Origin of the sequence: Klenkia soli, from assembly GCF_900103975.1 — a bacterium.
In the GTDB taxonomy this organism is placed as follows: domain Bacteria; phylum Actinomycetota; class Actinomycetes; order Mycobacteriales; family Geodermatophilaceae; genus Klenkia; species Klenkia soli.
Genome location: NZ_FNIR01000013.1, coordinates 101,189 through 116,147, shown reverse-complemented (window position 1 = coordinate 116,147; position 14,959 = coordinate 101,189). Strand labels below are relative to the sequence as shown.

The window sequence follows — 14,959 nt, the reverse complement described above, 5'->3', positions numbered from 1 at the left end:
CGTGCAGAGGAGGAGGACCCGGTGACCCGCCCGCTCTCCGGGTCCGCCCCCCGCACCCGGCTGCCCACCGCCCAGCGGCGGGCCCAGCTCGCCGACGCGGCCGGTCGGCTGTTCCGGCTGCGCGGGTTCCACCAGGTGTCGATGGCCGACGTCGCCGGCGCGGTGGGCATCACCGCGCCGGCGCTCTACCGGCACTACGCCGACAAGCAGGAGCTGCTGGCCGCCGCGGTCGGCGGCGCGCTGGACGTCGTGGAGGAGGCCCTCGCCCGCGCGCCGGAGGTGCCGCTGGACGCATTCCTGGACGTCATGGCCGGCGCCGCCGTCGCCGAGCACGACCTGTGGGTGCTGCTGCAGCGGGAGCTGCGGCACGTCGACGCCGACCGCCGCGCCGCGCTGGACCGCCGGTTCGGCGCGCTGGCCCGCAGGTTCACCGCAGCGATCGCCCGGGACCGTCCCGCGCTGACCGGCACCCAGGCGCGGTTCTGCGCCACCGGCGCCCTCGCCGTCCTGGCCAGCCCCTCGACGCACCGCCGGGAACCCGACCCCGCCCGGCACGGCGCCGTGCTCGCCGCGGCGGCGCTGGCGGCGTCCCGGGCCCGCTGGGCCACCGGTGGACGGTCGGACGCACCCGCTCGCCCGGCGCCCGGCGGGCGCAGCGAGCAGCTGCTGGACACCGCCGTCGGGCTCTTCGCCGCCCGCGGGTACCAGGCCGTGAGCCTGGACGACATCGCGGCCGAGCTCGGGATGGCCGGGCCGAGCATCTACCACTGGTACCCCACCAAGGCCGACCTGCTGGTCGCTGCGTTCAGCGCCGCGGGCGACCGGCTCACCGCGCGGCACACCTCCCCCGCCGACCTGGACGACCTGGACGACCTGGTCGCGGGCTACGTGGAGCTGGGCCTGGCCGACCGGCTGCTGTTCGCCGTCTACGTGCTGGAGGCCAAGAACCTGCCCCCCGAGGCCGCCCGGCGGGTGCGCCAGGCGCTGGCCGCCGACGTCACCGCCTGGCTGGTCGCGCTGTCCCGGGCACGGCCCGAGCTGCCCGCCGACCAGGCGTTGGTGCTGGTGCACGCCGCGCGGGCGGTGGTGCAGGACGTCGTCCGGCTGGGCCGGTGGCACGAGCACCCGGACACCCCGACGGCGCTGCGGGCGACCGTGCAGGCCGTGCTGGACACCCCCGTGGTGGACCGGTGAGCACCGACCTCGCCGGCCTCCCGGTCGTGGTGACCGGCTCCACCCGCGGCCTGGGCCGGGCGTTCGCGCAGGGGCTGGCCGCGGCCGGCGCGCGGGTGGTGGTCAACGGCACCGACGCGGACCGCACCGCCGCGGTGGTCGAGGAGATCGCCGCCGGGGGCGGCAGCGCGGTCGGCTGCGCCGGCTCGGTCGCCGAGCCCGGCACCGGGGACCGGCTGGTCGACACCTGCGTGCAGGCGTTCGGCTCGGTCGGGATGGTGGTCACGAATGCCGGGGTCACCCGGGACCGGTCGCTGGCCCGGATGTCCGACGCGGAGTTCGACGAGGTCCTGGCGGTGAACCTGCGCGGCACCTGGGACTGCAGCCGGGCCGCCGTCCGGGCGATGCGGGGCACCGGCGGCGCGGTGCTGCACGTGACATCGGGGTCCGGGCTGTTCGGCACCGCCGGGCAGACCAACTACGCCGCGGCCAAGGCCGGCGTGGTCGGGTTGACCCGGGCGATGGACCTCGAGCTGCACCGGCGCGGCATCCGGGTGAACGCGCTGGCGCCGGTCGCCCGCACGGACATGACGGCGGTGTTCGAGGCCGGGGACGTCGGCCACGCGCTGGTGTTCCCGCCCCCGGAGACCGTGGCGCCGGTGGTGGTGTTCCTGGCCTCGGCGCGGGCGGCGCACCTGCACGGCCAGGTGCTGTCCTTCGACGGGTCGCAGCTGTCGGTCTGGACCCACCCGGCCCCGGCGGCGACCTGGGAGCAGCCCGACTGGACCGACGACGCCTTCGCCGCCGCGCTGACCGCCGACGTGCAGCAACCCCGCCACCCCGACCGTTGGGGCGCGGGGATCGGACCGTCCTAGCGGAGCAGGCGCTCGACGAGCTCGCCGAGCTGGTCGACCTGGCGGGGCGTGAGCCCGGCGAAGGACTCGGCGAGCACCCCGTCGACGACGCCCGCCGCCCGGATGAGGGCATCGCGTCCCCGGTCGGTCATGACCAGCCGGACCGCCCGGCCGGGACCGGGCACCCGCTCGACCAGACCGCGGTCGGTCAACCGCTGCGTGAGCGTGCCGAACGCCTGGTCGCTCTGGAAGGTCAGCTGGGCCAGGTCGTGCAGGGAGGCGTCGGGGTTGCGGTCCAGGTGCCGGAGGGCGTCCCACTGCACCAGGCTGAGGCCTAGCGAGGTCAGCGCGGCGTCGAGCGTGCGGTGGTGCCGGCTCTGCACCCGCTTGATCGACAGCGCGACGTCCTGCACCGACCGGGTCATGCGGTCACTGTATCAACATGTTGACCATGAGGCGTACGGTCAACATGTTGATGAAGCCACCGACCCGAGGAGGCCCCGTGCCCACCACGACCACCGTCACCGTCCCCACCGCCGCCGGCCCCGTACCGGTCACGCTCGCCGAGCAGGGCTCGGGCCGCCCGGTCCTCCTCCTGCACGGCGGTGCCGGCCCGCAGTCCGTGGCCGGGTTCGCCGAGCTGCTGGCCGGCACCCGGCCCGCCCGCGTCCTGACCCCCACCCACCCCGGCTTCAGCGGCACGCCCCGCCCCGTGGGCCTGGACTCGATCGCCGACCTGGCTGCGCTGTACGTGGCCCTGCTCGGCGAGCTCGACCTCACCGGCATCACCGTCGTGGGCAACTCGATCGGCGGCTGGACCGCCGCCGAGATGGCCCTGCTGGCCGACCCCCGGGTCGGCGGTGTGGTCCTCGTCGACGCGGTCGGCCTGGCCAGCGACACCGACCCGGTCGTCGACTTCTTCTCGCTGACCATGGACCAGGTCACCGATCTCAGCTACGCCGACCCCGACCGCTTCCGGCTCGACGTCGACACCCTGCCCGCGGCGGCCCGGGAGGCGATGGCGGGCAACCGCGCGGCGCTGCTGGCCTACGGCGGGACGACGATGGCCGATCCCACCCTGCTCGACCGGCTCCCGGCCGTCGACCGGCCGGTGCTCGTCGTCTGGGGCGCCGCCGACCGGGTGGTCGGCCCGAGCCACGGGGAGGCCTACGCCCGGGCCATCCCCGGTGCCCGGCTCGAGGTCATCGGCGACGCCGGGCACCTGCCGCAGCTGGAGACCCCCGACCGGCTGGCCGGGCTCGTGTGGTCCGTCGTCGAGGGCAGCTAGAGCCGCAGGGCGGTGCGGACCAGGCCCGCGACGGCGGGCGACCGGCTGTGCGGCGGCCAGGCGATGACCGTGGTGACCTGCGGGGCATCCCGGACGGGCACCGCGGTCAGCCCCTCCGGCAGCTGGGTGCGGACCGACTCGGGCAGCACGGCGAACGTGCGGCCCAGCGCGACGAGCTGCAGCAGCTGGGCGTGGTCGCGGATCCGCGGCCCGGGCCCGTCCGGCTCGTCGGGCCACCGTGCGGCCGGCAACCCGGGCAGGTGGTCGAGGTCGGCCAGCAGGACGTCGGCGCGCCCGGTGAGCGGGTGCCCGGCCGGGAGCACCGCGACCTGGCCCTCGGTGCCGAGCTCCTCGGTGTCCAGCCCCGCGGTCACGTCGAAGGGCCGGTGCAGCAGGGCGACGTCGGCCCGGCCGTCGCGCAGCATCGGCTCCTGCTCGCCGATGCCGCACAGCAGCACCTCGACCGGGACGGCATCGGGCTCGGCGGCGTGGGCGTCCAGCAGCTTGGCCAGCAGCTCGGCCGACGCGCCGGCCTTGGTGACCAGCACGACGCCGGCCTGCCCGGCAGCCGGGGCCGCCCGCCTGGTGCGCCGCTCGGCGGCCTCCACGGCGGCCAGCGCGGCCCGGCCCTCCCGCAGCAGCACCTCACCGGCCGCGGTCAGCCGGACGACGCGGCTGGTGCGCTCGAACAACGGTGTCCCGAGGCGGCGCTCGACCTGGCGGATCGCCCGGCTCAGCGGCGGCTGCGCCATGCCCAGCCGCTGGGCCGCGCGCCCGAAGTGCAGCTCCTCGGCGACGGCGACGACGTACCGCAGTTCCCGGGTCTCCACGCCGCGCGACGGTACGCCGATCCATACCCGGGGAGCATCGGTGCGCACCCGATCGGTGTTGGCGTGGGGTGCCCGACCAGGACGACCCTGGAGGCATGACGACGACAGCGCTGGTCACCGGCGCGAACAAGGGCATCGGGTACGAGATCGCCGCCGGCCTGGGCCGGCTGGGCTGGGCCGTGGGCGTCGGCGCCCGGGACGACGAGCGCCGCGAGGCCGCGGTGGCGCAGCTGCGGGAGGCCGGGGTGGACGCGTTCGGCGTCCCGCTGGACGTCACCGACGACGCGAGCGTGGCCGCCGCCGCGGCGCTGCTGGCGGAGCGGGGCGGGCTGGACGTGCTGGTGAACAACGCCGGGGTGACCGGCGGCGGGGTGCAGACGCCCAGCGAGGTGGACATGAACGCCGTCCGCGCTGCGGTGGAGGTCAACGTCTGGGGCGTGATCCGGTTGACCAACGCGGTGCTGCCGCTGCTGCGCCGCTCACCGTCCCCGCGGATCGTGAACGTGTCCAGCGGGGTGGGGTCGCTGACGCTGCAGAGCGCGGACGACGGCACGACCGGTCCCCTGTCGGCGGCCTACTCGCCGTCCAAGACCTACCTCAACGCGGTGACCGTGCAGTACGCCAAGGAGCTGAAGGGCACCGGGATCCTGGTGAACATGGGCTGCCCGGGCTTCGTGTCCACCGACCTCAACGGGCACCGCGGCACCCGCACCCCCGAGGAGGGGGCCCGCACGCCGATCCGCCTGGCCACGCTGCCGGACGACGGCCCGACCGGCACCTACTCCAACGACGACGGTCCCCTCCCCTGGTGAGGTCCGGGCAGGCGGGATCGGCTCGGGGACGGCAGCATCGCCCGGAGTCCCCCTCGACCCCTGGAGTGCTCCCCCATGTGGCTGTTCCTCACCCGACGGATCCGCACCTGGCTGCTGCTGACCGTGGCCGCCCCGTTGGTGGCCAAGCTGCTGCAGCGCGCCGGCACCGCGCTCGAGCGCGAGAACGGCCCGACCTCGCTGTCCAAGGGCCTGCGCAAGGGCGGGGAGTTCCTGGACTCCCGCCGGCGCGGCGCGAGGCGTGACGCCCGGCGCCGCTGACCGTCAGCCGCGGAGGACGGCGTCCTCCGCGGCTGCCTCCTCGGCGGCCGGCGCCGGCTGCACCGGCCGGACCCGGCGGATCGAGATCGACAACCCGGCGGCGACCAGGCAGAGCAGCGCGGCGCCGTACCAGGCGGCGTCGTAGGTCCCGGTGACGTCGCGCACCACCCCCGCGGAGTACGCCGCGATCGCGGCGCCGACCTGGTGGCTGGCGAACACCCAGCCGAACACCACCGGCGCCCGGGCGCCGAAGTGCTGCCGGCACAGCGCCAGGGTCGGCGGCACGGTGGCCACCCAGTCCAGGCCGTAGAACACGATGAACGCGATCATCGAGGCCTGCAGGTCCGACCCGAACAGCGGCGGCAGCAGGAACAGCGACAACCCGCGCAGCGCGTAGTAGGCCAGCAGCAGGAACCGCGGGTCGACCCGGTCGGTGAGCCAGCCCGAGGCGATCGTACCGGCGATGTCGAACAACCCGACCAGCGCCAGCAACGAGGCCGCCGTGGTCACCGGCATGCCGTGGTCGTGGGCGGCCGGGATGAAGTGCGGCTGGACCAGCCCGTTCGTCGTTGCCCCGCAGATCGCGAACCCGGCGGCCAGCAGCCAGAACACCCGGGTGCGGGCGGCCAGCGCCAGCCCGGCCAGCGCGGTGCGGGCGGCGTTGCCGGTCGCCCGGGGCGGCTCGTCGGCCGCCGTCCCGCCCAGCGGCACGGCGCCGACGTCGCTGGGCCGGTCCCGCAGGAACCAGGCCACGAAGGGGACGACGACCAGCGCGGCCGCCGTCGTGCCCAGCGCCGCCGGGCGCCACCCGTGCGCGGCGGAGACGGTGGCGACCACCGGCAGGAAGATCAGCTGACCGGCCGCCCCGCCCGCGGTGAGGACGCCGGACACCAGCCCGCGGCGGGCTACGAACCAGCGGCCGGTGACCGTGGCCACCAGCGACATCGCCATCGAGCCGGTGCCCAGCCCGACCAGCAGGCCCCAGCACAGGACCAGCTGCCAGGGCGCGGTCATGAACACCGTCAGCCCGGACCCGAGGGCGACGACCAGCAGCGCGCTGACCACCACGCGCCGGATGCCGAACCGCTCCATCAGGGCTGCGGCGAACGGTGCGGTCAACCCGTAGAGCGCCATGTTCAGCCCGACCGCGGCCGAGATGGTCGAGGTGGACCAGCCGAACTCGGCCTGCAGCGGCTCGATGAGCACGCCGGGGACGGCCCGGAACGCCGCCGCCCCCACCAGGGCCAGGAAGGTCACCGCCGCGACCCACCAGGCGGGGTGGATGCGGCGGGTGCGCAGGTCGGTCACGGCGCAGAGCATCCCGTGCGCGGGCAACCGGGCACCAGTGGCCGGACAGCCAGCATGTGCAAGAATCCGGCCATGTCGTCCGGACCACCGCTGCACCGGGTCGTCGTCCTCGCGCTGGAGCACGTGGTCGCCTTCGAGCTCGGCCTGCCGCACGCCTTCCTCGGCGGGGCCCGGGACGCCGACGACGCACCGCTCTACGAGGTCGTGACGGCCACCGTCGACGGCGGGCCGGTGACCACCAGCGCCGGGTACCGGGTGCTGCCCGACGGCGACCTGTCCCTGCTGGCCGGGGCGGGCACGGTCGTCGTCCCGGGGGTGGCCGGGGGCGCGGTGATGCGCACCGGCGAGCTGCCCGACGGCGTGGCCGCGGCCCTGCAGGGGCCGGCCCGGCTGGTGTCGATCTGCACCGGTGCGTTCGTGCTGGCCGCGGCCGGCCGGCTGGACGGGCGCCCGGCCACCACGCACTGGCTGCACACCGACCAGCTCGCCCAGCTGCACCCACGGGTCCGGGTCGACCCCGACGTCCTCCACGTCGACGACGGCGACGTGCTCACCAGCGCGGGCAACGCCGCCGGCATCGACCTGCTGCTGCACCTGGTGCGGCGCGACCACGGCAGCGCGACCGCGACCCGGATCGCCCGCCGCCGGGTGGTCGCGCCCTGGCGGGACGGCGGCCAGTCCCAGTTCGTCGACCGCCCGGTGCCCGACCCCGACGGCGCCGGCACGGCGGCCACCCGGGCCTGGGTGCAGGAGCACCTGGACCGGCCGTGGACCCTCGACCAGCTGGCCGCCCACGCCGGCACGAGCGTGCGCACCTTCACCCGCCGCTTCCGGGAGGAGACGGGGCTCAGTCCGCTCCGCTGGCTCACCCAGCAGCGGGTCGAGCTGGCCCGGCACCTGCTGGAGACCTCCGACGCCAGCATCGACCGGGTCGCCGCGCAGGCGGGGTTCGGCACGGCGACCTCGCTGCGCCAGCACCTGCACGCCGCGATCGGGGTCGCCCCGCTGGCCTACCGCCGGACCTTCCGCGGCTCCCCGCTGCCGGGCTGACCCGCCCGGTCAGTGCAGGTCGGCGTGGCCGTGCTCGGCCGGCGTCCGGGTGCCGTCGTCGGACCGGCGGTCGCGCAGCCAGTCGGGGACGGCGATGACCAGCGCGCCCAGCGCCCCGAGCACCGCCACCCCCAGGGCGATGCCGGCCGCCCTCGGGTAGTCGCCGCCGGTGGAGCCGAGCACGACGTAGAACAGCCCGGGCAGGACGGCGGAGCCCAGCGCCGCACCGAAGCGCTGGGTGGTCTGCAAGCCGCCGCCGGCGGCCCCGGCCATCCGGACGGGCACGTCGCGCAGGGTCAGCGTGATGTTCGGGCTGATCACGAACCCACCGCCGAGGCCGGCGAGGAATAGGGCGGGCAGCACGGCCCAGGTCAGCACGTCCGGCGGGACGAAGGCCACCAGCAGGGCGGTCGTGATCAGCCCCGCGGAGACGACGGACAGCCCGATCACGGTGAGCAGCCGGCCGTACCGGCTGACCAGCCGGCCGGCGACCGCCGCGGACCCGGCCGCGCCGATCGCGAAGGGCATCACCGACAGGCCCGAGTGCAGCGCCGTCCAGCCCAGCCCGGTCTGGAAGAACAGGGCGAACACCAGCCAGATCCCGCTGAACCCGATGAAGTAGACCGTGCCCACGGACACCCCGGCGGCGTAGCCCCGGGTCTGGGTGAGCAGCCGGACGTCGAACACCGGCTCCCGCCCCCGCGCCACCACCCGCCGCTCCCACCAGGCGAAGGCGGCCAGCGTGGCGGCGCCGAGCAGGAAGAGGAACCACAGCGAGCGCAGCCCGCCGGACTCCGCCTGCACCAGCGGCAGCAGGACGAGCACCGCACCGAGGCCCAGCAGCACCGTGCCCACGACGTCGATGTCGGTGCTGGTGCCCGTGGGCCGGCCCTTGGGCAGCAACCGCGCGGCGAGCACCAGCGCCACGACGCCGATCGGCACGTTGACGAAGAAGATCGCCCGCCAGCCGAGGTCCTCGCCGAACAGGCCGATCAGCAGGCCGCCGACCACCGGGCCGATCGCGGTGGACAGCCCGACCGTGGCGCCGAAGAGCCCGAAGGCCTTGCCCCGTTCGGGCCCGCGGAACAGCTGCTGGATGAGCGCCGAGTTCTGCGGGGCCAGGAAGCCGGCCGCCACGCCCTGCAGCAGCCGGGCGGCGACCAGCCACTCCGCGTTCGGCGCCGCGCCCGCCGCGGCGCTGGTCAGCACGAAGGCCGCCAGGGCGACCAGGAAGATCCGGCGCCGGCCGAACGCGTCGCCCAACCGGCCGGCCGGGACCAGCACCAGGCCGAAGGTCAGGGCGTAGCCCGAGACCACCCACTGGACGCCGCTGGCCGAGGCGTCGAGGGCCTCGCGCATCGAGGGCAGCGCGACCGAGACGATGCTGACGTCCAGCAGCGTCATGAACCCGGCCACCAGGGTCACCGACAACGCCCGCCAGCGGCGGGGGTCGGGCTGGTAGGTCTCGTCGGCGGAGCCGGTCTGCTGCTCGGTGGCGGTCACGCTGCGGTCACGAGGGTCGGTCCTACCCCGCCCGGGGCACCGCCACGCGCCCGGACCCACCCGGTGTGACCACCGACTCCCCCTCGGCCGGGTCCCGACGCCCGGTCGACGTGGCACAGTGATGATCACCGGCGCCGCCCCCTGCTCGTCCGAGAGCAGGTGGACCCGACGTCGGCGCAGAGGCAGCGCCACCGAGGCGCGCCGGCGACCCGACGTCCGACCGGACGGTGCGGCCCTGACCAGGGCCCCGCCCTGGCGACGGACGGTGGCCACCGACCTGGTGAGGACACCATCGTGACCCCCGAGAACTCCCCCGCCCGCCCGCGCCGCCGCGCCACCAGCCCCGGCGGCGCCGGTGCGGCCCGCCAGGCCCCCGCGTTCCGCGCCGCCGGCTCGAGCGCCCCGCAGCAGCCGCTGGTCACCCGGCACGAGCCGCACCGCCCCGAGACCGCCGGCGAGCCCGGCACCGGCCGCCGCCGCCGCCGCGGTGGCCGCGGTCGCGGCAACGGCGCCGGCGCCGAGCAGGCGGTCGAGCAGACCACCGAGCAGGCTGCCGCGCCCGCCGTCGAGGAGGCCCCGGTCCCGGCCCCCCGCGCGCAGCAGCCCGTCGTCCAGCCGCGCACGGTCGTGCCCGCGCAGGCCCCGGGTGCGTCGTCCGCCCACCCCACCGCCCCGACGGCCCTGCCGACCGACACGACCTTCGCCGCCCTCGGCGTCCCGGCCCCGCTGGTCGAGACGCTGACCGCCAGCGGCATCACCGCGCCGTTCCCGATCCAGGTCGCGACGCTGCCGGACACCCTGGCCGGCAAGGACGTCCTGGGCCGCGGCCGCACCGGCTCGGGCAAGACCCTGGCCTTCTCGCTGCCGCTGGTCGCCCGGCTGGCCGGCTCGACCTCGAAGCGGCAGCCGCGCAAGCCGCGCAGCCTGATCCTGGTGCCGACCCGCGAGCTGGCCAACCAGGTCGCCGCCGTCGTGACCCCGCTGGCCACCGCCGTGGGCATGAAGACCACGGTCGTGTTCGGCGGCGTGGGCCAGAACCCGCAGGTCCAGGCGCTGGCCGGCGGCGTCGACGTGCTCATCGCCTGCCCCGGCCGGCTCGAGGACCTCATCGGCCAGGGCCACTGCGACCTGTCCGCGGTCGAGATCACCATCCTCGACGAGGCCGACCACATGGCCGACCTGGGCTTCCTGCCCGGCGTCAAGCGCCTCATGGACCGCACCCCGAAGGTCGGCCAGCGGCTGCTGTTCTCGGCCACGCTGGACAACGGCGTCGACGTGCTGGTCAAGCGCTACCTGGACAACCCGCGCACCCACTCGGTCGACCCCGCCGTCGCGCCGGTGTCGACGATGACCCACCACGTGTTCCGGGTCGACGCGCTGGACAAGAGCCAGGTCGTCAAGGAGCTGGCCTCGGGGCTGGACCGGGTCGTGCTGTTCACCCGCACCAAGCACCAGGCCAAGAAGCTGGCCAAGCAGCTCACCGCCGGCGGCGTGCCCGCCGTCGACCTGCACGGCAACCTGAGCCAGAACGCCCGCGAGCGCAACCTCGAGGCCTTCACCTCGGGCACGACCCGGGTGCTGTGCGCGACCGACATCGCCGCCCGCGGCATCCACGTGGACGACGTCGCGATCGTCGTGCACGTCGACCCGCCGGCCGAGCACAAGGCCTACCTGCACCGCTCGGGCCGTACGGCACGCGCCGGAGCGGGCGGCACCGTGGTCACCATCGCCACCCCGGACCAGGCCGGCGAGGTGCGGCTGCTGGCCCGCCAGGCCGGGATCACCCCCGAGGTGTCGGCGATCAAGCCCGGTGCCCGGGAGATCGTGGCGCTGACCGGTCCGGCCGCGCCCTACGTCGAGCCGGCCCCGGTCGTCGAGCAGCCCCAGGGCGGTGGTGGCGGCGGTCGTCGTCGCGGTGCCGGCGGCGGTTCCGGCAACGCCGGTGGCGGCCGCTCGGGCGCCCCGGCCCGCACCGGCGGCACCCGTTCGGCGGGCCCGGCCCGCACCCGCGCCGAGCTGGCCGCCCGCGCCGGCCAGCCAGCTGCACGGCCCCGCCGCGCCGGCCGCTGACACCGCCGGTCGCCCGGGGCCGGTTGGGCCCCCGGGCGGCGGGGCAGGGGGTGGGGAGAGAATCGGTCTCTCCCCACCCCCTGCTGAGCGAGGAACCATGCGCCTGCCCATCACCGCCGCCGAGATCGCCCCCCGCCTGGCCACCGGTGCCTTCATCCTGAACTCGGGGCTGGGCAAGCGGAACGCCGACGAGGGCACCGCCGCCGGCCTGCACGGCTTCGCCGCGGGCACCTACCCGTTCCTGGCCAAGGTCGCCCCGGCCACCTTCGCCAAGGGCCTGTCCACCGCGGAGATCGCCATCGGCGCCGCGCTGCTGACCCCGTTCGTGCCGACCGCGGTCGCCGGTGCGGCGCTCACCGGCTTCGCCGGCGGGCTGCTCGGGCTGTACCTGCGCACCCCCGGCATGACCAAGCCCGGCAAGTCGGTCGCCCCCACCCAGGACGGCCTGCCGGTCTCCAAGGACGTGTGGATGCTCGGCATCGGCCTCGGCCTGCTCACCCAGGCCTGGGTCAGCCGCACGAAGTAGCCGCCGCTCGTGTGCTTCTCCGCCACCGCGGACTTCGTCGCCGCCGGTGTCATCGGCTCCGTGGGGATCGCGACCCTGACCCAGGTGCGCACCCGACGGGACGTGCCGTTCGCATCGCTGCCGCTGCTGTTCGCCGCGCACCAGTTCACCGAAGGCTTCGTCTGGCTGTCCCTCGAAGGGCACATCAGCCGGGGTGCCGGTGACGTGGCCGCGTACCTGTACGTGCTGTTCGCGTTCGGGTTGCTGCCGGTCCTGGTGCCCACGGCGATCCTGCTGATCGAGCCGCCGGGCCGGCGGCGGGCCCACATGACGCCCTTCGTGGTCATCGGGGCGATCACCTCGGTGTACCTGTTCTGGGCGACCGCGGCGCGTCCGGTGGGGTACGCCGAGGTGCACCACTCGATCGCCTACACCGCCCACGCCCCGCTGCTCGGGGTGGCCGCGGTGGGGTACGTGCTGGCCACCGTGGGGGCGGCATTGCTGGCCGGTTACCCGTCCATCGTGGCGTTCGGCGTGGCCAACGCGGTCGGGCTGACCGCCGTCCTGGTGGTGCTGGCCGAGGCGTTCGCCTCGATCTGGTGCGTGTGGGCGGCGCTGACGAGCTGCCTCGTGCTGCTGTTCTTCGTGCGCCGCAACCGCGCCCAGGGCGGTTCGGTGAAGCGGTTCCAGCAGGAGCGCCCGGCCTTCGCTTGACGGTCGGGTTTGTGCGCCCCGGGGGCCTGTGGTGTGGTGGATGCGCCCCAGCTGCCCCGGACCCGGTAGCGCCCAGGCGATGTGCCCTTCCCCGCGGCCGCGAGACCGGCCGGCGGGCGGGTCCTCGCGCGCGGACCACCGGATCGGTGGTCCCGTCCGGAAGCAGGACACCATGGCCACCACCGACCCGCCGCTGCGCGCCCACCACGTCCCCCCGACGACGACCGACCCACGGGGCATCGCGGAGGTCATCCGCGGCGGGCAGGTCACCAGCGTCTTCCAACCCATCGTCGACCTGCGCACCGGACGCGTGGTCGCCTGCGAGGCCCTGGCCCGCGGCCCGGCCGGTCCGTGGGAGTCGCCCACCGCCCTCTTCGCCGCGGCACGCGAGAGCGGACTGCTGACCGAGCTCGACGAGGCGTGCCGCACCTCGGCGGTGCGCGGTGCCGTGGCGGCCGGCCTCGTCGCTCCCCTCACCCTCTTCGTCAACGTGGAGCCGGAGGTCCTGGACCGGGCCCCGCTCGGTGAGCTCCGGCGGATCGCCGAGCGGGCACCGGGCCAGCTCCGGGTGGTCCTCGAGATCACGGAGCGGGCGCTGGCCGAGCGCCCGGCCGAGCTGCTGCAGACCGTCGCCCGGGTGCGGCAGCTCGGGTGGGGTGTGGCCCTGGACGACGTGGGCGCCGACGCGATGTCCATCGCCTTCATGCCCCTGCTGCGGCCCGACGTCGTCAAGCTCGACCTGCGGCTGGTCCAGGACCGGCCCGGCCCCGCGGTCGCCGAGGTGATGAACGCCGTCAACGCCTACGCCGAGGACAGCGGCGCGCTCGTCGTGGCGGAGGGCGTCGAGACCACGGAGCACCTCGCGGTCGCCCTGGCGCTGGGCGCCACCCTGGGTCAGGGCTGGCTGTTCGGCCGGCCCGCGCCCGCCCCACCGGTCGGGTCGCCCGACCGGTGGGAGGTCAGCGCCCCAGGGCTCCCGCTGCCCGATCCGGAGGAACCGGTCGAGGGCTCGTCCGACGAGCTGGGGTCGCCCTTCGACCTGCTCCCGGCCTCGGCCACCGTGCGGCAGGGGTCGAAGCGGCTGCTGTTGGAGGTCACCAAGCAGATCGAGCGGGAGGCGCTGCGGCTGGGTGACTCATGCATCGTGGCATCGGCGTTCCAGCACGCCCGCCACTTCACTCCGACCACAGCGCAGCGGTACCGCGACCTGGTGGCCTCGGTGGGTTTCGTCTGCGCCCTGGGGGACGAGGTCCCGGCCGAACCGGTCGCCGGCCTGCGCGGCGCCTCCCTGGCGCTGGCCGACCCGCTCCGCGACGAGTGGGACGTCGTCGTGCTGAGCCCGCACTTCGCGGTCGCGCTGCTGGCCCGGGACCTCGGCGACGACGTCCCCGAGGCGGAGCGCGGCTTCGAGTTCGCGCTGACCTACCGACGCGACACCGTCGTCGCCGCGGCCCGGGCGCTGGTGTCCCGGGTGGCCCCCCGGGTCTCCCCCCCGCCTGCGGTGTCCGGCACGCCCCCGCGGCGGTCCCGCGCCCAGGACCCCCCGCCGCCCGCCGGTACCACGCCCGGACCGGAGGCCGCCGGATCGCTGCTCGAGCGTGCCCTCGGGGCCACCGCCAGCGGGGTGTGCATCGTCGACATGACCGTGGCGGACCAGCCCCTGGTGTTCGTCAACCGCGCCTTCGAGCAGCTGTCCGGCCTGCCCACGGACCAGCTGCTCGGGCGCAACTGCCGGTTCCTCCAGGGCCCGGGCACCGACCACGCGGCGGTGACCCGGGTCCGGGCTGCCGTCGCCGCCGGCCGGGAGTGCAGGGAGACGCTGCTCAACCACCGCGGCCCCGACCGCACCCCGTGGTGGAACGAGGTGCACCTGGCGCCCGTGGTCGACCGCGACGGCGCCGTCCTCCAGTACATCGGCGTGCAGCACGACGTCACGGCCCGGGTCGAGGCCGAGCTCGAGCTGCAGCGCGAACGGGACCGGTCCTCCCGGTACCTCTCCCGCATCGAGCGGCTGGCCTGGACCGACCCGCTCACCGGCCTGTCCAACCGGCGCCGTTTCCAGGACGACCTCGAGACCCTGCTCTGGGCGGCCCGGGCCGACGGCACGGCCGTCGCCCTGCTCTTCCTCGACCTGGACGGCTTCAAGGCGGTGAACGACACACGCGGCCACGCCGCCGGCGACGAGCTGCTCGTCCACGTCGCCCGGCGGATCGACTCCCGGCTGCGGCACAGCGACCTGTGCGCCCGGCTCGGCGGCGACGAGTTCCTGGTCGCCCTGCCCGGGTTGCGCCGGGGGCACGCCGACGCCGAGGCCGCGGAGATCACCCGCGCCCTGCTCGCGGCCGTCGCCGAGCCGGCCGACGTCGGCGGCGGCGGCGGCGGCGCGATCAGCATCACCGCCGCCGCCGGCACGAGCGTCTTCCCCGACGACGGGGACGACTTCCGGGCGCTGCTGCACGAGTCCGACCGGAGGATGTACGCCACGAAGCGGCAGCTGGCGGCCGACCGTCCGTGACCGCCGGTTCAGCGGTCCTCAGCCGGCACGGAGGTGGCGGTCGCCGGGCCCGGCGGGC

At 75.9% G+C, this 14,959-nt stretch carries 14 protein-coding genes; 10 read left to right on the top strand and 4 right to left on the bottom strand.

The window, feature by feature from the left end:
* Positions 1 to 21 precede the first annotated feature (21 nt).
* Positions 22 to 1,194: a TetR/AcrR family transcriptional regulator gene (locus tag BLS67_RS24815; RefSeq protein WP_165617667.1), complete on the top strand. Its 1,173-nt coding sequence runs from the start codon at positions 22 to 24 to the stop codon at positions 1,192 to 1,194.
* The gene (locus BLS67_RS19285; protein WP_165617666.1) at positions 1,191 to 2,048 is read left to right on the top strand and encodes an SDR family NAD(P)-dependent oxidoreductase; all 858 of its coding nucleotides are present in this window, start codon (positions 1,191 to 1,193) and stop codon (positions 2,046 to 2,048) included. Before BLS67_RS24815 ends, BLS67_RS19285 begins: the two co-directional genes overlap by 4 nt.
* Here BLS67_RS19285 and BLS67_RS19280 read toward each other — a convergent pair.
* On the bottom strand, positions 2,045 to 2,452 hold the full coding sequence (locus tag BLS67_RS19280; RefSeq protein WP_091248458.1) for a MarR family winged helix-turn-helix transcriptional regulator: 408 nt from the start codon (positions 2,450 to 2,452) through the stop codon (positions 2,045 to 2,047). The two genes, BLS67_RS19285 and BLS67_RS19280, sit on opposite strands and share 4 nt — an antisense overlap.
* A 77-nt stretch (positions 2,453 to 2,529) precedes the next feature.
* On the opposite strand from BLS67_RS19280, the gene BLS67_RS19275 reads away from it, so the two are divergent.
* On the top strand, positions 2,530 to 3,315 hold the full coding sequence (locus BLS67_RS19275; RefSeq protein ID WP_207500742.1) for an alpha/beta fold hydrolase: 786 nt from the start codon (positions 2,530 to 2,532) through the stop codon (positions 3,313 to 3,315).
* Here the strand turns inward: BLS67_RS19275 and BLS67_RS19270 are convergent.
* Positions 3,312 to 4,145: a LysR family transcriptional regulator gene (locus tag BLS67_RS19270; protein ID WP_091248453.1), complete on the bottom strand. Its 834-nt coding sequence runs from the start codon at positions 4,143 to 4,145 to the stop codon at positions 3,312 to 3,314. The genes BLS67_RS19275 and BLS67_RS19270 overlap by 4 nt on opposite strands.
* 95 nt (positions 4,146 to 4,240) lie before the next feature.
* Here BLS67_RS19270 and BLS67_RS19265 point away from each other — a divergent pair, with 95 nt between their 5' ends.
* Both BLS67_RS19265 and BLS67_RS19260 read left to right on the top strand, forming a co-directional pair.
* On the top strand, positions 4,241 to 4,957 hold the full coding sequence (locus tag BLS67_RS19265; protein WP_091248450.1) for an SDR family oxidoreductase: 717 nt from the start codon (positions 4,241 to 4,243) through the stop codon (positions 4,955 to 4,957).
* A gap of 75 nt (positions 4,958 to 5,032) precedes the next feature.
* Positions 5,033 to 5,236 (top strand): hypothetical protein, encoded by a 204-nt coding sequence (locus BLS67_RS19260; RefSeq protein WP_091248446.1) that lies wholly within the window; start codon positions 5,033 to 5,035, stop codon positions 5,234 to 5,236.
* 3 nt (positions 5,237 to 5,239) lie between these two features.
* Here the strand turns inward: BLS67_RS19260 and BLS67_RS19255 are convergent, their stop codons facing one another.
* A complete protein-coding gene (locus BLS67_RS19255) occupies positions 5,240 to 6,544 on the bottom strand; it encodes an MFS transporter (RefSeq protein ID WP_242654211.1) in 1,305 nt (434 codons plus the stop codon).
* Between the two features lie 72 nt (positions 6,545 to 6,616).
* Between BLS67_RS19255 and BLS67_RS19250 the strand changes: the two genes are divergently transcribed.
* The gene (locus BLS67_RS19250; protein ID WP_242654210.1) at positions 6,617 to 7,594 is read left to right on the top strand and encodes a GlxA family transcriptional regulator; all 978 of its coding nucleotides are present in this window, start codon (positions 6,617 to 6,619) and stop codon (positions 7,592 to 7,594) included.
* A gap of 9 nt (positions 7,595 to 7,603) precedes the next feature.
* Here the strand turns inward: BLS67_RS19250 and BLS67_RS19245 are convergent, their stop codons facing one another.
* Positions 7,604 to 9,097, bottom strand: a complete 1,494-nt coding sequence (locus tag BLS67_RS19245) for an MFS transporter (protein WP_242654209.1) — start codon at positions 9,095 to 9,097, stop codon at positions 7,604 to 7,606.
* A 294-nt stretch (positions 9,098 to 9,391) separates the two neighbouring features.
* Here BLS67_RS19245 and BLS67_RS19240 point away from each other — a divergent pair, with 294 nt between their 5' ends.
* The 4 genes from BLS67_RS19240 (at position 9,392) to BLS67_RS19225 (ending at position 14,901) form a co-directional block, all read left to right on the top strand.
* Complete coding sequence (locus BLS67_RS19240) at positions 9,392 to 11,167, top strand: DEAD/DEAH box helicase (protein ID WP_242654208.1); 1,776 nt, start codon at positions 9,392 to 9,394, stop codon at positions 11,165 to 11,167.
* Positions 11,168 to 11,264: 97 nt separating this feature from the next.
* Complete coding sequence (locus BLS67_RS19235; RefSeq protein WP_091248434.1) at positions 11,265 to 11,693, top strand: hypothetical protein; 429 nt, start codon at positions 11,265 to 11,267, stop codon at positions 11,691 to 11,693.
* A gap of 9 nt (positions 11,694 to 11,702) precedes the next feature.
* Positions 11,703 to 12,386, top strand: a complete 684-nt coding sequence (locus BLS67_RS19230) for a DUF6629 family protein (RefSeq protein WP_091248431.1) — start codon at positions 11,703 to 11,705, stop codon at positions 12,384 to 12,386.
* Positions 12,387 to 12,558: 172 nt separating this feature from the next.
* Entirely contained in the window at positions 12,559 to 14,901 is a 2,343-nt protein-coding gene (locus BLS67_RS19225; protein WP_091248427.1) for an EAL domain-containing protein, read from the top strand.
* The last annotated feature ends 58 nt before the right edge of the window (positions 14,902 to 14,959 follow it).